The sequence below is a fragment of the Ezakiella massiliensis genome (genome assembly GCF_059862345.1).
The window spans coordinates 43,019-66,840 of record NZ_JCBCEO010000003.1; the positions used below are offsets into that span (position 1 = coordinate 43,019).

At 36.6% G+C, this 23,822-nt stretch carries 25 protein-coding genes and 5 pseudogenes; 19 read left to right on the forward strand and 11 right to left on the reverse strand.

What is annotated here, in order from left to right; genetic code table 11:
- The first annotated feature begins 29 nt into the window (after positions 1 to 29).
- The 17 genes and pseudogenes from AC6FXG_RS05045 to AC6FXG_RS05125 form a co-directional block, all read left to right on the forward strand.
- Complete coding sequence (locus tag AC6FXG_RS05045) at positions 30 to 686, forward strand: DNA-binding protein (protein WP_374151041.1); 657 nt, start codon at positions 30 to 32, stop codon at positions 684 to 686.
- Positions 687 to 863: 177 nt separating this feature from the next.
- Entirely contained in the window at positions 864 to 1,070 is a 207-nt protein-coding gene (locus AC6FXG_RS05050; RefSeq protein WP_012290740.1) for a helix-turn-helix domain-containing protein, read from the forward strand.
- A 22-nt stretch (positions 1,071 to 1,092) separates the two neighbouring features.
- Positions 1,093 to 2,721 (forward strand): ATP-dependent nuclease, encoded by a 1,629-nt coding sequence (locus AC6FXG_RS05055; protein ID WP_023078867.1) that lies wholly within the window; start codon positions 1,093 to 1,095, stop codon positions 2,719 to 2,721.
- A complete protein-coding gene (locus AC6FXG_RS05060) occupies positions 2,711 to 3,055 on the forward strand; it encodes a UvrD-helicase domain-containing protein (RefSeq protein ID WP_233436569.1) in 345 nt (114 codons plus the stop codon). The genes AC6FXG_RS05055 and AC6FXG_RS05060 overlap by 11 nt, the downstream gene beginning before the upstream one ends.
- Before the next feature lie 302 nt (positions 3,056 to 3,357).
- Positions 3,358 to 3,855 carry a DNA recombinase gene (locus AC6FXG_RS05065; RefSeq protein WP_002327635.1) on the forward strand — a complete coding sequence of 166 codons (498 nt, stop codon included), beginning with the start codon at positions 3,358 to 3,360 and terminating at the stop codon, positions 3,853 to 3,855.
- Positions 3,856 to 4,272, forward strand: a complete 417-nt coding sequence (locus tag AC6FXG_RS05070; protein ID WP_000323438.1) for a recombinase — start codon at positions 3,856 to 3,858, stop codon at positions 4,270 to 4,272.
- Between the two features lies 1 nt (position 4,273).
- A complete protein-coding gene (locus tag AC6FXG_RS05075; protein WP_420822427.1) occupies positions 4,274 to 5,836 on the forward strand; it encodes a recombinase family protein in 1,563 nt (520 codons plus the stop codon).
- Between the two features lie 142 nt (positions 5,837 to 5,978).
- Positions 5,979 to 6,203, forward strand: coding sequence for a helix-turn-helix domain-containing protein (locus AC6FXG_RS05080; protein ID WP_000205227.1), 225 nt, complete (start codon positions 5,979 to 5,981; stop codon positions 6,201 to 6,203).
- A 14-nt stretch (positions 6,204 to 6,217) separates the two neighbouring features.
- Complete coding sequence (locus AC6FXG_RS05085; RefSeq protein WP_000233000.1) at positions 6,218 to 7,087, forward strand: nucleotidyltransferase domain-containing protein; 870 nt, start codon at positions 6,218 to 6,220, stop codon at positions 7,085 to 7,087.
- Complete coding sequence (locus tag AC6FXG_RS05090) at positions 7,068 to 7,802, forward strand: class I SAM-dependent methyltransferase (protein ID WP_000662263.1); 735 nt, start codon at positions 7,068 to 7,070, stop codon at positions 7,800 to 7,802. The genes AC6FXG_RS05085 and AC6FXG_RS05090 overlap by 20 nt, the downstream gene beginning before the upstream one ends.
- 32 nt (positions 7,803 to 7,834) lie before the next feature.
- Positions 7,835 to 8,743, forward strand: coding sequence for an aminoglycoside nucleotidyltransferase ANT(6)-Ia (locus tag AC6FXG_RS05095; RefSeq protein ID WP_001255866.1), 909 nt, complete (start codon positions 7,835 to 7,837; stop codon positions 8,741 to 8,743).
- Positions 8,740 to 9,282 (forward strand): streptothricin N-acetyltransferase Sat4, encoded by a 543-nt coding sequence (gene sat4 / locus AC6FXG_RS05100; RefSeq protein WP_000627290.1) that lies wholly within the window; start codon positions 8,740 to 8,742, stop codon positions 9,280 to 9,282. Before AC6FXG_RS05095 ends, sat4 begins: the two co-directional genes overlap by 4 nt.
- 92 nt (positions 9,283 to 9,374) lie before the next feature.
- On the forward strand, positions 9,375 to 10,169 hold the full coding sequence (gene aph(3')-IIIa, locus AC6FXG_RS05105) for an aminoglycoside O-phosphotransferase APH(3')-IIIa (protein ID WP_001096887.1): 795 nt from the start codon (positions 9,375 to 9,377) through the stop codon (positions 10,167 to 10,169).
- A gap of 275 nt (positions 10,170 to 10,444) precedes the next feature.
- Positions 10,445 to 11,017 carry a helix-turn-helix transcriptional regulator gene (locus AC6FXG_RS05110; protein ID WP_001079938.1) on the forward strand — a complete coding sequence of 191 codons (573 nt, stop codon included), beginning with the start codon at positions 10,445 to 10,447 and terminating at the stop codon, positions 11,015 to 11,017.
- A gap of 23 nt (positions 11,018 to 11,040) precedes the next feature.
- Positions 11,041 to 11,397: a WYL domain-containing protein gene (locus tag AC6FXG_RS05115; protein WP_000374054.1), complete on the forward strand. Its 357-nt coding sequence runs from the start codon at positions 11,041 to 11,043 to the stop codon at positions 11,395 to 11,397.
- Positions 11,398 to 11,507: 110 nt separating this feature from the next.
- Positions 11,508 to 11,870 (forward strand): annotated as a pseudogene (locus AC6FXG_RS05120) (dihydrofolate reductase family protein); the annotation flags it as partial.
- Positions 11,863 to 12,534, forward strand: a pseudogene (locus AC6FXG_RS05125) (IS1380-like element ISSsu5 family transposase); the annotation flags it as partial. The pseudogenes AC6FXG_RS05120 and AC6FXG_RS05125, both read left to right, overlap by 8 nt.
- Before the next feature lie 374 nt (positions 12,535 to 12,908).
- Here AC6FXG_RS05125 and AC6FXG_RS05130 read toward each other — a convergent pair.
- Both AC6FXG_RS05130 and AC6FXG_RS05135 read right to left on the reverse strand, forming a co-directional pair.
- Positions 12,909 to 14,126 carry a tyrosine-type recombinase/integrase gene (locus AC6FXG_RS05130; protein WP_001291561.1) on the reverse strand — a complete coding sequence of 406 codons (1,218 nt, stop codon included), beginning with the start codon at positions 14,124 to 14,126 and terminating at the stop codon, positions 12,909 to 12,911.
- A gap of 81 nt (positions 14,127 to 14,207) precedes the next feature.
- On the reverse strand, positions 14,208 to 14,411 hold the full coding sequence (locus AC6FXG_RS05135) for an excisionase (RefSeq protein WP_129321837.1): 204 nt from the start codon (positions 14,409 to 14,411) through the stop codon (positions 14,208 to 14,210).
- Between AC6FXG_RS05135 and AC6FXG_RS05140 the strand changes: the two genes are divergently transcribed.
- A complete protein-coding gene (locus AC6FXG_RS05140) occupies positions 14,395 to 14,646 on the forward strand; it encodes a hypothetical protein (RefSeq protein ID WP_001845478.1) in 252 nt (83 codons plus the stop codon). The two genes, AC6FXG_RS05135 and AC6FXG_RS05140, sit on opposite strands and share 17 nt — an antisense overlap.
- A gap of 225 nt (positions 14,647 to 14,871) precedes the next feature.
- Here the strand turns inward: AC6FXG_RS05140 and AC6FXG_RS05145 are convergent, their stop codons facing one another.
- Complete coding sequence (locus AC6FXG_RS05145; RefSeq protein WP_000857133.1) at positions 14,872 to 15,102, reverse strand: helix-turn-helix domain-containing protein; 231 nt, start codon at positions 15,100 to 15,102, stop codon at positions 14,872 to 14,874.
- Positions 15,099 to 15,521 carry a sigma-70 family RNA polymerase sigma factor gene (locus AC6FXG_RS05150; RefSeq protein ID WP_000804885.1) on the reverse strand — a complete coding sequence of 141 codons (423 nt, stop codon included), beginning with the start codon at positions 15,519 to 15,521 and terminating at the stop codon, positions 15,099 to 15,101. The genes AC6FXG_RS05145 and AC6FXG_RS05150 overlap by 4 nt, the downstream gene beginning before the upstream one ends.
- Before the next feature lie 504 nt (positions 15,522 to 16,025).
- On the opposite strand from AC6FXG_RS05150, the gene AC6FXG_RS05155 reads away from it, so the two are divergent.
- Entirely contained in the window at positions 16,026 to 16,379 is a 354-nt protein-coding gene (locus AC6FXG_RS05155; protein ID WP_001227347.1) for a helix-turn-helix transcriptional regulator, read from the forward strand.
- A 59-nt stretch (positions 16,380 to 16,438) separates the two neighbouring features.
- Here the strand turns inward: AC6FXG_RS05155 and AC6FXG_RS05160 are convergent, their stop codons facing one another.
- The 7 genes and pseudogenes from AC6FXG_RS05160 to AC6FXG_RS05190 form a co-directional block, all read right to left on the reverse strand.
- On the reverse strand, positions 16,439 to 16,606 hold the full coding sequence (locus AC6FXG_RS05160) for a cysteine-rich KTR domain-containing protein (protein WP_000336323.1): 168 nt from the start codon (positions 16,604 to 16,606) through the stop codon (positions 16,439 to 16,441).
- A gap of 118 nt (positions 16,607 to 16,724) precedes the next feature.
- Complete coding sequence (gene tet(M) / locus AC6FXG_RS05165; protein ID WP_117281182.1) at positions 16,725 to 18,644, reverse strand: tetracycline resistance ribosomal protection protein Tet(M); 1,920 nt, start codon at positions 18,642 to 18,644, stop codon at positions 16,725 to 16,727.
- A 15-nt stretch (positions 18,645 to 18,659) separates the two neighbouring features.
- Positions 18,660 to 18,707 (reverse strand): annotated as a pseudogene (locus AC6FXG_RS05170) (tetracycline resistance determinant leader peptide); the annotation flags it as partial.
- Between the two features lie 313 nt (positions 18,708 to 19,020).
- Entirely contained in the window at positions 19,021 to 19,956 is a 936-nt protein-coding gene (locus AC6FXG_RS05175) for a conjugal transfer protein (RefSeq protein WP_500571829.1), read from the reverse strand.
- On the reverse strand, positions 19,953 to 20,954 hold the full coding sequence (locus tag AC6FXG_RS05180) for a bifunctional lytic transglycosylase/C40 family peptidase (RefSeq protein WP_000769868.1): 1,002 nt from the start codon (positions 20,952 to 20,954) through the stop codon (positions 19,953 to 19,955). The genes AC6FXG_RS05175 and AC6FXG_RS05180 overlap by 4 nt, the downstream gene beginning before the upstream one ends.
- Positions 20,951 to 23,128, reverse strand: a pseudogene (locus tag AC6FXG_RS05185) (CD3337/EF1877 family mobilome membrane protein). Before AC6FXG_RS05185 ends, AC6FXG_RS05180 begins: the two are co-directional and overlap by 4 nt.
- 2 nt (positions 23,129 to 23,130) lie before the next feature.
- Positions 23,131 to 23,784: pseudogene (locus AC6FXG_RS05190) on the reverse strand (ATP-binding protein); the annotation flags it as partial.
- Between the last annotated feature and the right edge of the window lie 38 nt (positions 23,785 to 23,822).

The following is a 23,822-nucleotide window of genomic DNA, read 5'->3' on the forward strand; positions in this document are numbered from 1 at the left end:
CTCTCCTTATTTAGTACAAGGAGGAAATTATGGAATACAAAGATATTAGAGATAACTTAGAAGAAATGATGAATGATAATTACAAGGATTTTATAAAAGCACTTGTAAGCATAGAAAAAGGCGTTAATGATGAAAAGGCACTTGAAGATGTCTATGTTTTATATATGAACAATAACACAACAGGTTTACTAAGTGATGACTTTGACTATATGATTGATGATATGAAAGAACAAGGTAAGATTGTTGAAAATTCCAACGAACTTGAAGAAAAAGACGACCTCATAAATCTCGTGGGTAATATAGCTGGCAAAGTAGAAAATCTTGAAAGAGAAAATGCTAATGGAGAAAAGTTTAAAGTAAGTAATTTTTCAATTGTTTCAAAAGATGACGATGGAAATAAAATTTATACCAATTGTTCAGCCTATGGAGATAAGACAAAAGATTTAGAGAACCTTAAACAAGGAGATTTTGTTAAAATCTTCGGACAAGTAAAAACAAGTATTGACAACAACGGAAAGGAACATAAAAATGTCCGTATTTTGTCTTCTAAGCTTTTAAAAGCAAAAGAACAAGTAAAGAGTCAAGATAAAGATAAAAAGTCCATATTAGGGCAAATAAAAAGCTTTAAGACAGATGACAAAGCTAAGTCAAACAAGAAAGACCATAGCAAAGGAACAGAGAGATAAATATCGGCAGTCTTCGGACTGCCATTATTTTTTTGTTCATTTAAAGTGATATATCAAATGATTGAAAATAACCTATAGTTAATGTTATAATTAATTAGTATGCAATAACAAACATAAGTATATTTAAAATGTATATATGTACGAGATTAGCTATCAAAAAATAATCTTGGAGGTTATATGGAATTAAGTTATAAAAGGTTATTTAAAAAACTTATTGATTTAGATATGCAACACAATGAACTTATGGAAAAAGCAAATGTAAGTAGGAGTACATTTTATAAATTAAAGAATGGTGAGAATGTAACTACCGATGTTTTGCTCAGAATTTGTGACGCATTGGATTGCGACATATCAGAAATTGTGGAGTGTATTAAAAATGATTGAAATAATAAACGGAGATTGAAAATTGATAAAAAAAGTTAGGATTAAAAATTTTAAATGTTTTAAAGATTGGTTTGAATTAGATTTAAATGGTGGCATAAATATTTTGGTAGGAAATAATGAAGAGGGAAAATCAACAATACTTGAAGCTATACACTTAGCATTAACTGGTTTTTATAGAGGTAGTTATATCAATCGTGAATTATCTCAATATTTATTCAATAGAGAAGTTGTAGATGAATATTTAACCAATATAAATTCCAACAGTCCTTGTGCATTACCAGAAATTATAATAGAAATATACTTCTCTGAATTAGATGATGCAAATTTGGAGGGTAGTGGTAACGGCTTAGGATTAAAAGAAGAAATAGGATTTGCATTTAAAGTATTATTTGATAATTCGTATGAAGATGAATATAAACTATTTATGGAAAAAGGAGAATTAAGCAGTTTACCTATAGAATATTATAAAAGTGAATGGCTAGGCTTTAATAGAGAAAATATTACTACTAGAAGCATTCCTTCAAAATCATTTTTAATAGATAATTCATCTTATAAATATAAGGATGGTTCAGATCAATATATTTCTAATATGATAAGAGGGACATTAGATAACGAAGATTTAATTTCCATATCAAAAGCTTTTAGAGAAACTAAGGATGATTTTAGTAAGAATGAAAGTGTTAAGAATATTAACGAAAAATTAAGTGGATCCAAATCAAATTTGGGAAAAAAAGTTAGTTTAGGTGTTAATTTAGGGAGTAATTTCAACTGGGAATCAAGTATGATAACGGAATTTGATAGTATTCCATATTCCAATGCTGGTAGAGGACTACAATGCTTATTAAAAACTGAGCTTGCTTTAAATAATATTAATACAAATAAAGATAAAATAATTTTAATTGAAGAGCCAGAAAACCATTTGTCATATTCTAACATGAATAATTTAATTAATATTCTACAAGAAAATAGTAATAAGGAATCTAGTCAAATAATTATTTCAACTCATAGCAGTTTTGTTTTAAATAAATTAGGCTTAGAAAATTTAATACTTTTATCAAACAAGAAAAGCTCTAAAATTACAAATTTAAGTAGTGGTACAGAAAAATATTTTAAAGCTGTTTCTGGATATGACACATTACGAGTATTATTATGTGATAAAGCTATACTAGTTGAAGGTCCTTCAGACGAACTAATTATACAAAGAGCATATAAAGATAAATATGGCAAATTACCAATTTTTAATGGTATCGATATAATTTCTGTTGGAACATCTTTTTTAAGATTTTTGGAATTAGGAGATAAATTAGACTTAAATCTCTATGTAGTTACAGATAATGACGGAGATGTAGAAGCTTTAATGAGAAAATACAAAGATTATGAATATAATGAAAAGATTAAAATATATTATGACGAAAAGACTTATAGTGGAGATATGGATAAATTTAATTACAATACTTTAGAGCCCTGTATTTTAAGAGCAAATGACTTGAAAACTCTCAATAGTATATTTAATACTAATAAAACAGATAGTGACTCTATATTAAAATACATGGAGAAAAATAAAACAAATTGTGCCGTAAGTATATTCGAATCAGAATCAAAAATTCAATATCCAGAATATATAAACAGGGTAATAGAAGATGTTGAATAATAAATTATATATAGCTGCTGCTGGAGCAGGTAAGACAACATTAATTGTGAAGGATGCTTTAAAAAATAAAGATAAAAAGATTTTGATAACAACATATACAAATGCAAATTGTGATTCTATAAAAAAGAAAATAATTAAAATAAATGGAGCCATTCCTAAAAATATTGAAGTTTTAACATGGTTTTCATTTTTACTTAAACATGGATTAAGACCATATCAAGATATAATGTTTAGTCAGAGAATTAATGGAATAGTACCTGTCAACGGTAAGAGTGCTATATTTAAAAATAGAAATGATCCTAATTATTTTATTAATAAACAAAGTCCTGAATAATTCATAGTTTTACTAATAGTCTTTCCTAACATTGATTTAATAGTCTTTAAAGTATTCTGCTTCATCACCCATTAGGTGATGAAAAAAGAACCCCTTTCTGATTTAGCGGACAAATACTTTGACCTAATCTCAGAAGATATAAAAGAAAAAATAATAAAATATCCGATTTATACTTTGTATAAAGAACTAAAGTAGTTAGCAAATCATTTACAGCAAATCACTATGTTCCACATACCATTTTACATACTTACCTTATCCACGACACATGTTGAGATAGTATCGAAGATAAAGAAAGTTGCTCCATGTTGTTTTTGCGAGATGGGGAAATCAAAGCCACATTGACAACCATGATGAATAAGCTTGCTTTCAGTCATAAGCTAATCCTAGAACCACTTTTCAAGTCAGTTAGCCAAATCGATGAAGAAAGCGACCGTGAAAGAATGGACGCTATTGATAAGCTAATGGAGCAACTATTGGAAGAACGCAATACCCTTATTGCACTGATGTCCAAAGGTTTCCTAGAACCTGCTCTTTTTAATCAGGAACGAAATGTTTTAGATAGTGAGATTAAAAATCTTACTACCGAAAAAACAAACCTGGTAACGAACTCTGCGAGTGGGGTTTTGCGAGCAAACGAGATAAAGGACCTCATTAATTATGTGTCAGCAGATAATTTTAATGGTGACTACACGGAAGAACTATTTGAAGAATTTGTAGTGAACATCATTGTAAATTCCAGGGATGAGCTGACATTCAATTTGAAATGCGGTCTTTCCCTGAAAGAAAAGGTGGTGAGATAAATGGCATATATTCCATATGGATACAAAATTCAAGATGGAGTGGTTACTGTCGATGAAAAGGCAGCAGGTCAAGTAAAGGTATTCTTTGAGAAATACATATCAGGACTATCCCTTACAGTGGCTGGCGAACAGGCAGGTATTGAAAAGACACATTCTGTGATGGGGCGCATTTTGAAAAACGTCAACTACCTTGGAAATGATACGTATCCAGCAATTATTGATAAAGAGATATTTGATAAAGCTGAAGAAGTTAGAGATAAACGTGCAAAGGATTTAGGACGAGTGGTAGAGCTTGCCGCTTTCACCTCTCCCCCTCCCAAAGAACGATTCAAAATGAAAAAGGCAGATAATAAGATGCCAGTGGATCCTTTTGAACGAGCAGAATACTTATACAGTCTGATAGAAAGCGAGGAATAAAGTGACAGAGAAAAATATAATGGTTATTCCTGCTCGTAAAAGAGTAGGAAGTACAGCCGCAAAAGAAAAGATAAAGAAACTTCGTGTTGCTGCCTATTGCCGTGTTTCTACAGAAACAGAAGAACAAAATTCTAGCTATGAGGTTCAGGTCTCACACTATACAGAGTTTATAAAGAAAAATAATGAATGGGAGTTTGCTGGCATCTTTGCAGATGATGGTATCTCTGGTACGAACACTAAAAAGCGTGACGAATTTAATCGCATGATTGCAGAGTGTATGGACGGTAACATCGACATGGTTATTACAAAATCCATCAGCCGATTTGCGCGTAACACCCTAGACTGCCTTCAATACATTAGACAGCTCAAGGATAAGAACATATCAGTTTATTTTGAGAAAGAGAACATCAACACCACGGATGCCAAAGGTGAGGTTTTGCTGACTATTATGGCATCTTTGGCACAGCAGGAAAGCCAGAGCCTTTCACAAAACGTTAAGCTTGGGCTACAGTACCGATACCAACAAGGAAAGGTGCAGGTCAACCATAAGCGATTTATGGGCTACACGAAAGATGAAGATGGAAATTTAACTATTGTCCCCGAAGAAGCTGAGATTATCAAACTCATCTACCGGGAATACCTTGAGGGTCAGAGTCTAGTGGGCATTGGTCGAGCCCTTGAAAAGGATGGTATTTTAACAGCAGCGGGAAAAACAAGATGGCGACCGGAATCAGTTAAAAAAATCCTCCAAAACGAAAAATACATCGGAGATGCCCTCTTACAAAAGACTGTTACTGTAGATTTTCTAACCAAAAAACGAGTTAAGAATGAAGGCCATCTTCCCCAGTATTATGTTGAAAATAGCCATGAGGCGATTATTCCTAAAGAGTTATTTTTGCAGGTGCAGGAAGAGATTCATCGGAGAAGCAATATCTACACAGGAGAAGGCAAGAACAAAAGAATTTATAGTAGTAAATACGCTTTAAGTGCCATTACCTTCTGTGGAGATTGTGGCGATATTTATAGGAGAACCTATTGGAATATTCATGGCAGAAAAGAATTTGTCTGGCGATGTGTGACTAGAATCGAGCAGGGTCCTGGGGTCTGTAAGAACCGAACCGTAAAAGAAGATGAACTCTATGGTGCAGTAATGACTGCGATTAATAAGCTACTTGCAGGTGGCAATAACATGATAAAGACACTGGAAGAAAATATTCATGCGGTGATTGGCGAAACGACAGAGTACCAAATTTCAGAGATTAACAACTCACTAGAGGAAAAACAAAAAGAACTAATCAAGCTGGCGAACAAGGGTCAAGACTATGACCACTTAGCAGATGAGATTGATGAGCTGAGAGACAAGCGACAGATCCTTTTAGTAGAAGATGCCTCCCTCAGTGGCGAGAACGAGCGAATCAATGAGCTGATTGAATTTATCCGCAAGAACAAATTCCGCACCTTAGAATATGATGATAAGCTTGTAAGGAAGATAATCCAGAGCGTTACAGTCTATGAAGGCCACTTCGTCATAGCCTTCAAATCTGGCATCGAAATGGAAATATGAAAACCAGAAGTAAATAGCCCATGACTCTACAGTAGAGTTGTGGGTTTTCTTTTGCTTGCTGATTATAATAATATTTTAATAACTATTGTGTTTATTAACCAAATGGTTTATAATATTCTTAGCGTAAACTTGGAGGTGCTGTATGACTACGGCAGAAATGATTAAAGAACTGTGTGAGCAAATGAATATAAGTGTTTCCGAACTTGCTAGACGTATTGGCCAGACTCCACAGAATTTCAATAAAAAATTACAACGAGAAACAGTAACCTTGGATGAGTTGAAGGCCATTGCTGATGTGCTAGGTGTCAAGTTTGTGCAGGCATTTATTTTACCAGATGGAGAAGAAATAAAAATATCTAACGAATAAAGGAGGATGTTTATATGGTAGGTAATGTTATTCAAATAGTAACAGAGAAATTATCATCTTTGCCTTTTATAGAAGGCATCGTATTAGGGGGCTCACGTGCAAGAGGCACCCATACAGAAAATTCTGATATAGATATCGGAATCTATTACAATTCAGACTCATTTGACCTGACAGCGATTAATCAAATTGCTACAGAATTGGATGATAAAAATAGAAACAACCTTGTTGTGCCTCCCGGAGCGTGGGGTGATTGGATTAATGGCGGCGGATGGTTATTTATAAATGGGTATCATGTTGACTTGATTTTACGTGATATAAAACGGGTAGAACAAATAATCAAAGATACGGAGCAAGGAATTGTTACTGCCAATTATCAGACCGGGCATCCCCATGGTTATATAAGTGCAATGTATCGTGGAGAATTAGCGATTAGTAAAATACTATATGCTAAGAACGAAAGCTTATGCGAATTAAAAAAGCAGGCAGAAATTTACCCTACTGCTCTAAAGAAAAGCTTGATGAACTTTTTTATATTTGAAGCTGAATTCTCTTTAATGTTTGTAAAAGCAAATGCGGGGGTAGAGGATAAATATTATATTGCAGGCCATGTTTTTCGTATTATTTCATGCTTAAATCAAGTACTATTTGCATGTAATAATGCTTATTGCATTAACGAAAAGAAAGCTATAAAACTGCTTGAAACTTTTGAATATAAACCTGAAAAATATGCCGAAAGAGTTAATCATATTTTTGAAGTACTCGGTCTTTCTCTTTTTGAATGCTACGATATGACCGAGAAACTTTATAAAGAAGTGAATGAAATTGTATCGGAGATAAATAACTTTTTAAACGAGGAGAGTTCAGATGAAAGAAAACAAATATGATGATAATATATTTTTTCAAAAATACAGTCAAATGAGTCGCTCGCAGAAAGGACTGGCTGGTGCGGGAGAATGGGAGACTTTGAAAAAGATGCTACCTGATTTTAAGGGTAAGCGTGTGCTTGATTTAGGATGCGGCTATGGATGGCACTGTATATATGCGATGGAAAACGGTGCTTCCTCTGTAGTAGGTGTTGATATTTCTCATAAAATGCTCGAAGTAGCAAAAGGAAAAACCCATTTTCCACAGATTGAATATGAATGCTGTGCCATAGAAGATGTGGATTTCCCAGAGGAGAGCTTTGATGTAATACTAAGTTCGCTTGCGTTTCATTATGTAGCAGACTATGAGAATTTAATAAAAAAGATATATAGGATGCTGAAGGCTGGTGGCAATTTAGTTTTTACAGTTGAACATCCTGTTTTTACTGCTCATGGAACACAAGACTGGTATTATAACGAAAAAGGAGAAATACTGCATTTCCCGGTGGACAATTATTATTATGAGGGCAAACGGACAGCTATGTTTTTGGAAGAAAAGGTTACAAAATATCATAGAACACTGACCACATATCTAAATACACTGCTTTCAAATAGTTTTATAATAAATCAGATTGTGGAGCCACAGCCGCCAGAGAACATGATGGATATTCCGGGGATGGCGGATGAAATGCGACGCCCAATGATGCTGATTGTATCGGCAAAAAAGAAGATGTAATAATATAGAAAAAATAAACGAGGAGTATGTAAATGAGATCAGAAAAAGAAATGATGGATTTAGTACTTTCTTTAGCAGAACAGGATGAACGTATTCGAATTGTGACCCTTGAGGGGTCACGCGCAAATATTAATATACCTAAAGATGAATTTCAGGATTATGATATTACATATTTTGTAAGTGATATAGAACCGTTTATATCTAATGATGACTGGCTTAATCAATTTGGGAATATAATAATGATGCAAAAGCCGGAGGATATGGAATTATTCCCACCTGAAGAAAAGGGATTTTCCTATCTTATGCTATTTGATGATTACAATAAAATTGATCTTACCTTATTGCCCTTGGAAGAGTTAGATAATTACCTAAAGGGCGATAAATTAATAAAGGTTCTAATTGATAAAGATTGTAGAATTAAAAGGGACATAGTTCCGACTGATATAGATTATCATGTAAGAAAGCCAAGCGCAAGGGAGTATGATGATTGCTGCAATGAATTTTGGAATGTAACACCTTATGTTATTAAAGGATTGTGCCGTAAGGAAATTTTATTTGCTATTGATCATTTTAATCAGATTGTTCGCCATGAGCTGCTGAGAATGATATCATGGAAGGTCGGCATCGAAACAGGCTTTAAATTAAGTGTAGGCAAGAACTATAAGTTTATTGAAAGGTATATATCCGAGGATTTGTGGGAGAAACTTTTGTCCACCTACCGGATGGATTCCTATGAAAACATATGGGAAGCATTATTTCTATGCCATCAATTGTTCAGGGCGGTATCCGGTGAGGTGGCGGAAAGGCTTCATTATGCCTATCCGGAGTATGATAGGAATATAACAAAATATACCAGGGACATGTATAAAAAATACACTGGTAAAACCGGCTGCCTGGATAGCACATATGCCGCTGATATAGAAGAGAGGCGGGAACAGTGATTACAGAAATGAAAGCAGGGCACCTGAAAGATATCGATAAACCCAGCGAACCATTTGAGGTGATAGGTAAGATTATACCGAGGTATGAAAACGAGAATTGGACCTTTACAGAATTACTCTATGAAGCGCCATATTTAAAAAGCTACCAAGACGAAGAGGATGAAGAGGATGAGGAGGCAGATTGCCTTGAATATATTGACAATACTGATAAGATAATATATCTTTACTACCAAGACGATAAATGCGTCGGAAAAGTTAAACTGCGAAAAAATTGGAACCGGTACGCTTATATAGAAGATATCGCCGTATGTAAGGATTTCAGGGGGCAAGGCATAGGCAGCGCGCTTATCAATATATCTATAGAATGGGCAAAGCATAAAAACTTGCATGGACTAATGCTTGAAACCCAGGACAATAACCTTATAGCTTGTAAATTCTATCATAATTGTGGTTTCAAAATCGGCTCCGTCGATACTATGTTATACGCCAACTTTGAAAACAACTTTGAAAAAGCTGTTTTCTGGTATTTAAGGTTTTAGAATGCAAGGAACAGTGAATTGGAGTTCGTCTTGTTATAATTAGCTTCTTGGGGTATCTTTAAATACTGTAGAAAAGAGGAAGGAAATAATAAATGGCTAAAATGAGAATATCACCGGAATTGAAAAAACTGATCGAAAAATACCGCTGCGTAAAAGATACGGAAGGAATGTCTCCTGCTAAGGTATATAAGCTGGTGGGAGAAAATGAAAACCTATATTTAAAAATGACGGACAGCCGGTATAAAGGGACCACCTATGATGTGGAACGAGAAAAGGACATGATGCTATGGCTGGAAGGAAAGCTGCCTGTTCCAAAGGTCCTGCACTTTGAACGGCATGATGGCTGGAGCAATCTGCTCATGAGTGAGGCCGATGGCGTCCTTTGCTCGGAAGAGTATGAAGATGAACAAAGCCCTGAAAAGATTATCGAGCTGTATGCGGAGTGCATCAGGCTCTTTCACTCCATCGACATATCGGATTGTCCCTATACGAATAGCTTAGACAGCCGCTTAGCCGAATTGGATTACTTACTGAATAACGATCTGGCCGATGTGGATTGCGAAAACTGGGAAGAAGACACTCCATTTAAAGATCCGCGCGAGCTGTATGATTTTTTAAAGACGGAAAAGCCCGAAGAGGAACTTGTCTTTTCCCACGGCGACCTGGGAGACAGCAACATCTTTGTGAAAGATGGCAAAGTAAGTGGCTTTATTGATCTTGGGAGAAGCGGCAGGGCGGACAAGTGGTATGACATTGCCTTCTGCGTCCGATCGATCAGGGAGGATATCGGGGAAGAACAGTATGTCGAGCTATTTTTTGACTTACTGGGGATCAAGCCTGATTGGGAGAAAATAAAATATTATATTTTACTGGATGAATTGTTTTAGTACCTAGATTTAGATGTCTAAAAAGCTTTAACTACAAGCTTTTTAGACATCTAATCTTTTCTGAAGTACATCCGCAACTGTCCATACTCTGATGTTTTATATCTTTTCTAAAAGTTCGCTAGATAGAGTTCTATATTAGAGATGTAAAGAGTTTTGGTGAAGAGGTTTGTGAGTATGGCTTTTATAACCAGGGTGCAATGAGAAGCACTAACAGCAGCTAGCTTAAGAACGCATAGGATATACTTTTTATGGAAGTCACAGAGGAGGAATAAAATTTGAACAGGATTAACAGAGTAACCTCTATTCTTATTCAGCTGCAATCAAAAAAAATAATTCCTGCCAAAGAAATTGCACAGCGATTTAATATAAGCTTAAGGACAGTTTACAGAGATATCCGGACACTTGAAGAAGCCGGAATACCAATTGGATCTGAGGCCGGAAAAGGATATTTTCTTGTAGAGGGCTTCCTACTTCCGCCGGTAATGTTTACAGCGGCGGAAGTGGGTGCATTGATTACAGCAGGGAAATTTTTAAATTGCCATGGAGATGAATCATTTATAAAGGATTTTGATTCAGCTATGTATAAAATCAAATCTATTTTGAAGCATGGTGAAAAAAACTATGCACAGGAGTTGGAGAACAGTATTAACGTGTACAGCACATCTGGACAGAAAAATACATTGGCGGATAACGTTATTGCAGCAATTCAGACTGCAATCTGCAATAAAAGGGTAATATCAATTCAATATCCTGCATCAGGAGGGCAAGAACCGGAAAGCAGAATGATAGAGCCTATATCACTGGGGTTTTATGAACAGAACTGGTACTTAATCGGTTTTGCAGGCTAAGAAATGAATATAGGAATTTTCGTGTGGATCGGATTAAAAGCATTTGCATAGAAGAAGAGCTCTGTCAAAGCCATGATGGCTCTTTGGAACAAATATTAAAACAAATGCTTTCATATAAAAAACTATATAATGTAATTCTTAGAGCTGAAAAAGGGGAGACATACAATTCTATCAAGAACAGGTATTCTCTCGGCTTCCTTGAAGAAACCGATTTGGGAAGTAAAATGGAAATCGAATTCCAGACAGATTCCTTTGAGATATTGAGCAAGCAGCTGATTGAATATGGATCAGGCATTGAAATAGTCCAACCTGATGAATTAAAATGCATAACCCGTAAACACCTGGCACAAATTACGAATCACTGCCTAAACTTGATTTAGAGAAAGCGATTGGTCTGTTATGTATTTTTTGTAAGGTTTCATATCCCCTGCTGACATACAGCTGTCAGTGTATTATGATATTCTACTATCAAAAAGGAGGATTGAAAAATATGAAACCAAAGATAATTATGCACACACAAATTAGCCTTGATGGCCGCATTAAAGGCTTTGATAATCCGGAAGTTTACTACCAGGTTGCCGGGGGAATTCATTCGGATGCGGTGCTGTTTGGGTCCAATACTGTTTTTACTGCATTTGAAAAATATCCTGCTGAAACAGAGGCTGATTTTGAGAAAATCATAACAAGCCCGGAGGACCCCAGACCAATAGGAGTCATACCTGACAGCAGAGGTATCTTGAGAAGTCTTCATTGCTTAAGAAATCTTGGATATCTGAAGGAAATTGTCATTCTGGTATCAACTGCCACTCCGAAGGAATATTTGAATTATTTGGAGGAAAGGCATTACCCATACCGAGATATTGGTTCGGGGTGACAGCGGCTTCGCCACACCAGAGGTGTATGAGTCTTGTGAAGCAACTGAAAGCCAGTACGTTATCCGATTAAAGAGCAATCGGAGGTTAAGTCAGTTAGCTGAACATTCTGTTCTTTACGGGGACAATCAAGAATGGGAAGAGCGAGAAGTGCAGTATTTTTCACTACCTTATCAAGCACAATCCTGGTCGAAACCTCGTCGTGTCTGTATACGCTCCGTCCGTGAAGGAGGAGAATTGCTATTTCATCATGCGTTTATTGTGACTAATCTATCCGACAATGTCTCGCCTGAAGTCATATTTTCTCTTTACGGCAAGCGAGGAACAATGGAAAATTTCATCAAAGAAGCGAAAGGTGGCTTTTACTTCGATAAAACAGATAGCCCGCGTTTCTTAGAAAATCATGTCAGAATGATGATCAGTGTCCTTGCATACAACCTCGTTAATTTTTTAAAAAGCATTGGTTTTGATAAAGTGAACCAGGGCATGACGATTCATTCCATCCGGCTGATATTGCTTAAAGTAGCCGGTAAACTTGTTCAGACTGGGAGACAGGTCTATCTCAAACTGTCAAGTTATCATGTGTATCAAACTGAATTTTATAAGGTTTTTGAACGCCTGCGGCGATCCAAACAATGGATTTAGACTAGTTATCACACAAATTTTTTAACCGATTCTTTTTCAAGGGATTCGTCTGCCCTTAAATAGACAAATAATTTTTATTATGATCTTCTTCCGTAGGCATCCTGTTCGAAAACACATTATTTTGGAAGAAAGTATCTGCCTAATTTAAAAATTGGCAATTTGTTCAAAAAAACAGGTTAAATTTAGAGCTATGAATTATTCAGGAAAGTATAAATTTCTAATTATCTTTTTATATTTTCTTAAATGCTCGTAAAGCCTTATTCTATGTGCTTTCGAGTATTTTTACTGTAGGAAGATACTTCACGTTTCTTTGCATATTTCCTCATGTCTTAGCTGTCAGAAGTGGTAAATAAGTAGTAAATTCATTTGTACTACTAAGCAACAAGACGCTCCTGTTGCTTCTCTTTATTCAAGCGTTTCATTTCTGCCATTGCAGAATCGAATGTTGCATGTGCGTAATAGTTCAGCGTCATGGCTATATTAGCATGTCCCATAATGTACTGTAATGCCTTTGGATTCATTCCTGCATTTGCATAGTTGGTACAGAATGTATGTCGCAAACTATGTGGAGTGATGTGTGGCAATTTATCCTCGTTATACTTATTGTATTTCTTAACAAGACCTTTCATCATGCCGTTGTAATCACTTGCCACTTTTGGATAGTTCTTTCTATTAAGAAAGAGGAAATCACTATATCCATCAATCTCAACACGCTTATCATTCTTTCGATTCGCTAACACTCGCTTAAATGCTTGATAGGCTTCTTCAACCATAGGAACTTGACGTTCGCCACTTTTGGTCTTTGGTGTTTCAATGTAGTACCCAATTTCAGTATCTCTCAATAGCTGATGGTCTATATTGACAAGACGATTCTCAAAATCTAAATCTGGAAGTGTCAAACCACCAAACTCTGAAATACGAAGACCTGTTTTTAAGAGTATCAGAATTTCATCATAATTTTTGCTGTAGGTTTTATCAGCTTTTGCAAAGGCTAACAGTTTTTCTTCCTGTTCTTCTGTTAGTACGGTCTTAGGGACAGTATCATCATCAAGAACTGCTTTCAGTTGAAAGTCAAATGGATTCTTCCGAACACAATCATCTTGTATAGCAATATAGAATGAAGCCTTTAAAGAACGTTTGTAGTTATTGATGGTTTGATAAGCATAACCATTTTCACTCATTCTAATAGCCCATTCTTTAGCGTCTGATGGCTTAATACTGTCAATACTTCTTACACCTAACTTGTCTTTCTTCAAAATATCCATAAGATATTTGCGTCCAGTTTCAGTGTTTTTTCTAACCTTTGGTCTTTGAGCGTTCTGTTTTGCGTAAAGCTGGCAGAGTGTCATTTTCTTTCCTACAACATCAATACCATCATGAATGTCTTTCTGTAACTCTGCGATTTTCTCTCTAAGTGAGATACAATCACGCTTTCCTGCTGGTACTCGGTCTGTAGCCACAAGTTTCCACGAGTAAACAAATTGCGGTTCTCCAAATGAATCTATATATTTGTATAAGTATCTTCCGTCTTTTCGTTGGCTCTCTCCAGTCTTTAAGATTCGACCTTTATTGTCACGTCTTTTTTCTGACATGGCATTTGCTCCTTTCCTTTATGGAAAGAGCCTTGATACGACTTAATACTATTTTATCATATACAAGACCCTTTGGCGACGCTAGATTGCGTCCAATGTATCTATAATTTTTTCAAATTGTTTTCGTTTAATCTGAATACGATTGCCATTCATAATCAGCCAATTTGCATTTTTATTTTCCTCTGCCAAGCGTCGTAGCTTGTTTTCGCCAATACGAAAATATTTTGACGCTTCTTCAATGGTTAGGGTATAACGTTCCCAAATAGAAATGTCAGTCTGCTTCATAAAATCCTCCTTTCCAAATCACTTATTTGGATTTCATAAAAGTTGTTTTACCAGCAATCGAACAGCTTTAGCAAAGCTCACGGGAGTTCCACCCCTGCATGGTTCTCATGTAGCCATACTCATTGCCTGCGACGGTTTTATCACGCTCGGACTATTGACTGTATGGGAGTATCATTATCACGATAAGAATGTCGTTGCAGGCAATCCTGCTAAAGATTGCTTCTCGGATCACTAACATGAATCGCTCGCTATCTTTATAAGATAGGTCATGGCGGTTAGTTCCGTTGGCTCTTTTCTTATCGAAACGTATTCGATTACTTTTATTCAGTTTTCAAAGAACAATGGCTCGTTAGCCTATCAAAACACATTGAAAGCTCAATATGCTTTGGTGGAATAACAAACCTCCCTGTTCGGGAAGCGTGGAATGGTTTAGCACGCTTCCACGAAAGGAGAGAGGATATTACTTAATTTCAAATGACAAAATCTTTGTAATCAGTCTGGTTTCCATTCTTCCACGTAAGACTTCATCAACGACCATACTTTGATTGCCATATTCATCTTTCATAAGTCGTAGGGAACGCTTCGTTATGTACCCTCTGTAATGATGTAGAATCTGGTTAATCGCTTCGGTATCGCCATCTGTTGCCTTTACAATGAGAGGAAAGGGAATCATAGGATATTGTGTTTTCATTCTTCAAATTCCTCCATAAACTTTTTAATTAAGGCTAGTCCACTGGTTCTATGCCGATAGACAGTAGAACGGTTCAATTTCAACAGGTCTGCAATTTCTGAATCGCTCATGTCCATAAAGTAAAACAGCAGTAGAATTTCACGTTTCTTGTCTGGCAACTCACGTAATGCTTCACTCAACAAATCATTTTCAACGCCTACTGATAACCCATTGAGTGTAAAAATCTGAAAGTCAGTTGAATAGTTATCTGTTGTCGCAAACTGGCTAACAAGATAATCGCCAACATCCGAAAAGGACACCTCACGCTTTGCAATCCTTGAAAGATAAAGCATATAATTCTTTCGCTCGTCTTCCATAGCACGTTTACAGATATAGTCAAACTGATTTTCTATTGTGGTCTGAAAAGAAGATGGTTTCATGTTTCTCACCCCCTTTCTGTCTAGGAAAGGAAGTGAGCCTTGCTCGTTTATCTCCTTTCACTCTTAGTCCCAATGTGAAAGGGGGATTTGTTGCATTACTGATAAATAAACTTTGTAAAAAAGTTCTGAATAGCCAAAAAAGCATATAAACAGATTTATTTCTCTGTTTACATGCTTCTGTTATTCTATCTATATGATTTATAAAACCACATTGGTGGACGTACTTATCTATTGCAGATAGACGACTTTTTTTGACAAGAACCCAATGTAAGGAAATTTATTGTATATGATGTACTTCATGGCGACGTTGACCTCCAACAAACCGCCATTTGGAAGTAATATACAATATTTTAACAGCGTAAATAGCACTACCATATAACGGTTTTTTTTATTGGCGTTTAGTAGTGCTTTTTATTAAATATAAACCTATAAACCATATAACACGTTTTTCTATACCTGTTTTTAATTCAGTAGGAACAATAAAATGTATAGAGGTGGTCTACTATGCGTAAAAAAGAAGATAAATATGATTTTAGAGCCTTTGGTTTAGCCATTAAAGAAGCTCGATTGAAACGAGGTTTAACTCGTGAACAAGTGGGAGCATTGATTGAAATTGACCCACGGTACTTAACTAATATTGAAAATAAAGGGCAACACCCCAGCATACAAGTTCTTTATGACCTTGTATCGTTACTTCATGTTTCCGTTGATGAATTTTTCTTACCTGCTAATAACTTGGTAAAAAGCACCCGACGATTACAGATAGAGAAATACATGGATAGCTTTACAGACAAAGAACTATCCTTAATGGAATCTTTAGCCAGCGGTATCAACGAAGCAAGAAACATCGAAGACTAATTAAAAGAATCCATACATAACGGAAAGAGCCGATAAAATGAGATTGTATTAATCTCATTTTATCGGCTCTGCGTCTTTGCGTCTGGCTCTGTAATCACAGTTACTTTGAACTGCTTTATTTCAATTAAATTTTCTTGTCTGCATTTCGGACAATAGAGGGGGAATTTTTTTAATTCAGTATCTTCCCTTATCTTTAATCGTGTTTTATTTCCACATACAGGACACAATATCCACTTGTAGTTTATAATAACTATCTCCTCCTTTACACTTTAATTCAAATCTTTATTAAAGAATATTTCATCTTATTTAACAAGAAACCATATTTATATAACAACATAAAATACACTAAGTTATTTTATTGAACATATATCGTACTTTATCTATCCTACTATTTGGACGACGGGGCTGGCAAACAGGTTCACCGGTAGTAACATGGTACCCTTTTAACTCTGTTAAACAAACACTACGTCCATTTGTAAAGAAAGTTAAATCACTACGATATTCTTGAATACATCGAGCAGGGATTTCTCCACTAAGAATGACCTCATTATTTTTCAATTGAGTGTCTACGATGTTCGCACAATATTTAGGAGCATCGTTGTATGCTCGTGAAAGATATTCCTGTGGCGCATAAATTTTAAAACTAAGATATGGCTCTAACAATTCTGTTCCAGCTTTTTTTAAGACTTGTTCCAATACAATAGGAGCAAGCATTCGAAAATCTGCTGGGGTACTAACAGGGCTATAGTATAAGCCATACTTAAAACAGATTTTACAGTCCGTCACATTCCAACCATACAATCCTTGTTCACAGCCATAGCGTATCCCCTCCATAACTGCATTTTGAAACGATTGATTTAAGTATCCAAGAGAAACCGAGCTCTCATACTGTACTCCGCTCCCTAATGGAAGCGGTGCTACAGATAGACCAATGGAAGCCCAGAAAGGATTCGGTGGAACTTCGATGTGAATGGTATACTCTGCTTTTTTTAACGGTCTTTCCATATAAATGACTGTAGGCTCTTTTAGTTCTATCTCCACATGATACTTTTCTTGCAACAGTGCACTAATCACTTCCATTTGTACTTTCCCTAAGAAAGAAAGTATAATTTCATGTGTCGTAGAATCCACGTAATATCGTAGAAGCGGATCACTATCTGAGATTTCCAAAAGGGCATCAAGCAACATTTCTCTCTGTTCAGGTTTACTCGGTTCAACAGTTGTTTGTAGTAGAGGGTGCGGATTTTCAATCTTTTTTCTCTGTGGCAATAGTTTTGTATCTCCAAGAACACTATTTAACTTCAAAAACTCATTTTGCAAAATAACAATTTCTCCAGAATAAGCTCTATCAATCTTACATAATTCACCATTTATTGAAGTATACATTTCTGTAACTTTTATTTTTTCTTTTTCTGATACTCTAACCGAATCTCGTAAATGTAGTACTCCACTATAAAGGCGTATATATGCAAGACGTTGTCTTTTTTTTGTATATTCAATTTTGAAAACATTTCCGCAAAGTTCAGACGGACCTCGATGTGTTGATGAATAAAATTTATTAGTAATAACTTCTATAAGGTTATCAATCCCTATATTACTTTTTGCACTTCCATGATAAAGAGGGAACAGGGAACAATTCTGAAATCTTATGCTTTCCTCTTGTTCGAGTTCCAATGCTTCTAATGATTTACCGGACATATATTTCTCTAAAAGGTCATCGTTTCCCTCTATTACCGTATCCCATTGTTCAGATTCGGTAAAGTTCGTCACACACATATTAGGATACAGTTCTACCTTCTGTTTGATTACAATTTCGGCAGAAAGTTTCTCTTTAATATCCTGATAAACCGTTGATAAATCAATTCCATTTTGGTCAATCTTATTGATAAAAAAGATTGTGGGAATCCCCATTTTCCTAAGTGCATGAAATAATATACGAGTTTGTGCTTGTACGCCATCTTTTGCAGAAATCAGTAGAATTGCCCCATCTAAAACTGATAATGAACGATATACTTCTGCTAAGAAATCCATATGTCCTGGCGTGTCTATGATGTTCACCTTCGTATTTTCCCACTGAAAAGAGGTTATTCCTGTCTGAATTGTAATTCCTCTCTGACGTTCTAAAAGCGTATTATCCGTCCTCGTTGTACCTTTGTCCACGCTTCCTAATTCTGTAATCGCTCCACTGTTATATAATAAGCTTTCTGTTAAGGTAGTTTTTCCTGCATCAACATGAGCTAAAACTCCAATATTAATAATTTTCATGTGATTTTCCTCCATTCAAAAACCCAAAAGGGCATAAAAATCCCAGTGATAAATACTTTTATCACTGGGATTTTTATGCATAACCATAGGTATACAAAGCATACAGATATTCTCTGGATACTTTAGAATCACATGATAAAGGTATTCTTAAACTGGGTACAAAAAACTAAGCCCTCCTAAAAAAGGACATCCAATTATTTGTTCCCACTATCAAATTGACAGTTTATTTAAGAATACCTTGCCACATATTTATTAACTCCTTTTAAATAGATACTTAAATAATAGCACGTAAGAGCATATTTGTAAAGGAATCTCCAATTTTTTATCAAAGAGAGTACGTGATTACAAAATAGCTGTAATAATGTACCAATATTTGTTATTCTATAATCTTCCAATTACTCCCGTTCTTTTCAAGTACCAAATCAAATTGAGATACCTGCGTTGCTTTGGTCTGCTGGTCGATATACTCCACTGTCAGCGATACCGTGACTTGATTATCCTTACGATTGTGAATAGGATTTACCAGTTCTTGAAAGATGTACTCTTTTCCGATTGGTTTTAATATCCCGTCATTCACATAGTAGGAAAGTTCACTGGCTGTCGTTGTAGGATAGAGCTTGAAGAACGTCGTTAAAAACTCATTGATTTCATTGGTTGTAATGGAATCAACCGTCCCCTCACTTTCAATGGCTTTTGGTTTATAACTTGATTTCTTAGGTATGTTGGTAATGGTCGGATTCTTAACCAGTACCATATTTCCAGAACCATCTACATAGACACTCACTATATAAGCAGAGTGGACGGTCTTTGTATTTTCTCCCTCTGTAATGAGCTGGTCTACACTGTAGGTTACATTAAACTCATTGTCGCCAGTTGGCTCTACCGTCCATATCTGAAATCCTCTTACAGAAGACGATACAGGAATATCTTTGCGTACTGTATCAACATTGAGAGCTTGAAGTTCATCTGTCAGATAGCCTTTTAGACTTTCCATTCGATTATCAATGGACTTATCGGATTGCTCCCATGAATAGTAGACTTTCGCAAAGTTCTCTACAAAATTTTCTACATGATGAGTATCAACGTATTCCTTTTCTATGATAGTTGTTTCGTGAATAGTATGAGTATCTATAGCTGTAAAGTGCTTGAATATCGCAAAGCTGAAACTAAGCCCTAAAAGTACCCACAAGGCAATCACAACCTTTTTATGAGGATTGACCTTATAGTAGACACGAGGTTTCTTTTCCTTTGGTATCTGTTTTTCTTTATTCTGATTTTTTCTAAATTTCATCATTAAATCTTCCTTTCTCATTGTTTGATTCGTCCTGCTCCCACTAAATGCTGTTGCCAGTAGGGGCTTGTTAAGTCGGCATAACCGATTGGGTCGCCTGCATGAAACATACGGTTATTGCCAAGGTATATCCCAACATGAGTAATATAAGAGCCAGCGTTATAGGTAGAATGAAAGAAAACCAAATCGCCAGCTTGTGCTTCCGATAGTGGGATATGCTGGGTCACATCATATTGCTGTTGTGCGGTTCGTGGTAAGTTAATTCCAGCTTTTCCATACGTCCATTGTGTCAGTCCGCTACAATCAAAAGAAGTAGTCGGGGAAGCTCCACCGTAAACGTATCGCCAGCCCTCATATTTCAGTGCTTCGTCCATGATGGCTTGTACCGTATCATCATCAAACTCTGTTGTGACAAGATACTGCGTTACCAGTTGCACATAAAACATATTGCCATAGTTGTATCGCCAGCCCCCATTGATAGGTATGGCTATGGGATTGGGGTAAGACACTTTTTCGCCACCTGAATACTCTTTTGAGAAACTTTGAGCCAGTTCAAAGGTATATTTATTTCCACGATTAGCCACATACCCTAAGAAACCACCACCATAATTGTAGGACTGGATAACCGATTCTAAATCTACACTGAGCCTTTCGCTACTGGCTAATAATTCACTGAAATACTTCACACCTTGCTTAATGGATTCTTCTGTACTCAATGAATTAGGTGGAAGACCGAGGGATTCCGAGGACTGCATAACATCTTCCGCAGTACCGCCCGATTCCACCTGTATAATCGCAAGAAGTATGTTGACATATTCTTCAACGCCATATTCTTTGGCATATTTTTCTACCATAGGCTTATGAGCCAGCACTTCTGCGGAAACATTCACACCTCCATAATGAATATTGGAAATTCCGCTGTCCTGTTCATCTGAAAATAAAATGGCAACAAACAGAAGCAGTGAGAAGACCATCAAGAATAATCCAGAACCACCAATCACTAAAGTTTTCAACTTCATGGTTTCTTACCGACTTTCTTAATGGTGGCGGTTTTGATTGGTGGTCTACTTCTTGTATTTTGTAGTGGTACTCTTTGAACAGTAGACGGACGTTCTTTTGTGATTGGACGTTGTGAAGTTCTATCTGCTGTAGTGGTTGAAGTTGCTGGCTTTTGAACGGTTTTTTCTTGAACGGTATTGCCTTGGCGTTCCACTTTTGGACTTGAAAAATCGGACTTAACTGCTGGACGCTCTTGTTTGGCTTGTTGAGATTCCTTATATGAAGTCTGAATATTAGACTGTTTTGAGGTCTGTTCATCATGATATTGTTCTTGTCTTGTAGTCGGTCTTTCATGAACAGAAGAAGCAGGCTGTTTTTTCTGTTTGACCTGTTCCATTTCAGAGCGACGCTTCGCAATGGTTTTTCGCCTTTGTTCCTGCTGTTCCTTGCGTCCACTGGCTCTGTCCGCTTTGGTTTGAGAAATACTACTGGTTAAATCACGGACATTCTCTTTTACTTTGGATTTTCCTTGATATACTGCATATCTTGCATTGGTCGGCAAATCTTTAACCTGTTCTTTCAAACCACTAGCAGTGTCTACCATTCTGTCTTTGGTATCAGCTACTGTACCGATGGTTTGACCGATACGTTTTCCAAGTGTTGATTTTTCCTTTCCGTCTGGTCGGGAGTGATCTGCTTGTGTCCTTGCAGAACTCCCCGAACCCGACTGTCCTTTTTTACCTGTAACAATGGCAGACCCAGCCCCTAGAGTAGTCATGGAACGTCCAAGTTTCCGCTGTAGACGGTGCATGTGAGCGTGCATAAGCATACGAGGTTTTCTCATCACACGACTTCCCACACTTTGAGAATCGTTACTCTGTAGAGAAAACATACTCATTAAATCGCCCAGCTTGAAGTAGATTCCTGCAAAGGTCACAATCTGTAGAAAAGCAATCAAAAAGAACGGATAACCAGCCGATAAGGTATAGAGCATGGTTGAAATACTAAATGCTGTCGTAATAATCAATGTGATTCCAGCTCGTGTCAAAATGGTATTAAAGAGCTTTGTTATGGCTCGTTTTGACATACCATCAAATGATGGAATCATGCTTAAAATAAAGCTCACAGGCAGAAACATAGCATAGATGATAAAAAGTACCTGCGAGAAAATCATGATTCCTGTTAATAGGAATACAAATATGGAAATCCCAATATTGAAGACAAATAGGAAGAAGACTGTACCTAAACGGTTAATGGTCTTTGTAATGGTTAGATTGGTATTGCTTCTGTCTTCAATTTCTTCCGCAACAATTTTTTCTCTGTCTTCGCCATTGTTGGAATCTGGGCTGGTGGAGAGCAGGCTTTCCACACGGTCAATACCGATACTTTCAATGTCTGAACTGTTGTATTGAAGCAGTAGCCACGGTTGCTGAACCTGTATGGAAAACAGGCTATCTCTGATTAAGTCCACGCTGTCCTTGCCTTGACTATCGGAATGGGGCATGACAATCTTCGTGCCAAGTGATAAACTGGCATTACTGATGTCTGATGAAAAGTCATTGATTTTTTTAATGTAGTCGGGAGCGTAGGCAATAAAGGAAGCCGATAGGATAAACACCAGCACAAAATTCATAATGGCATGAATTGCCTTTGTGGTTTCTCTCTTTATCAGTCCCGTATAGGCAACATAAACCCCAAGAACCAAAATCAAGAGTAAGAGGAATCCAACATAGAAACCCTCTGTTGAAAATCCGTTTGCACTCACACCAGCTAAGGTCTGCATATTCTTACCAATGGAATCTGCTGTAGCGGAAATGAAGTCTAAGGAATAGGCTTCCTGTACTAAGTAACCTGTCGCATTGGAAACATACAAACTGATTGTCCAAATAAAATTGGTAATGGCATATAGTCCATACATGACCTGTTTTCCAATCCCGTCCGACTAGTTCCACGGAAGCCAGCCCCAGCTATTATCCACATAAAAATCCAGTTGATAGTTTTCAAGTGGGTATCGGCTGTATTCATTTGCCACATTGACCGTATCATCTACCAAGCCCGCAGCTTGAACCACCGTTCCCAGCATGGCTAAAAGAAAAATGGCAATCACAAGTGTGAAAGCCACTGTCATTGCCACTTTACCTAGACGTTTCAGCGTCCAGTTTGATTTTATTCTGTTTACTATTGATGGTTTCACATTTACACCTCTTTTCGCACAGGTGGTCTGGTATCAAAGGCATGGAGCAGTTCTTCAAATACAGGGTGGAACTGTATCACACCGACACGACCATATAAATCACTGATAAGGCATTGCCCGTTTTCCAAATCACGCAATCGCTTCTGATTGTTTTCGTCCTCTGGGTCTACACCAAAAAAGGCTAAGGTCTTTTTAATCTCGTTAAGGTCAGTGGAACGAAATGCAAATTTTAAGCCGAGGTTATTTTTCAGTTTTTCATCTAAGAGGTCGTCTGTATTTTGGGTCACGAAATATACCCCAGCGTTCATAGCACGACCAGCCCGAACCAGCTTCATAGATAGTGTTTTTCCTTGTGCTACCTGTAAAAAGCTCCATGCTTCGTCTAAATCTACAATCTTGAAAATGCTTCGGTCTGTATGGATAAAGTCTAAAGCAAAGGTACTAATGACAATCAGCATAGCAACGGATAAAAGCTCCATAGTGGTATATTCCTCAAAGGAAGTTTCCTTGTCGGGAAGTACCAAGTCCGCAACCTGTATAATGTTCAGTTGTTTTTCTAAGCTGATAGACTGCTCCACATAACCATTACTGAATAATAAATGTGCAAAGTCATAGTCTGTAAAACTTTCGATATGGTCGGCTATACTGGTACTTAGTGGCGTATTCGGTTCTGTTGCAAAGTCTCAAAAAGGTC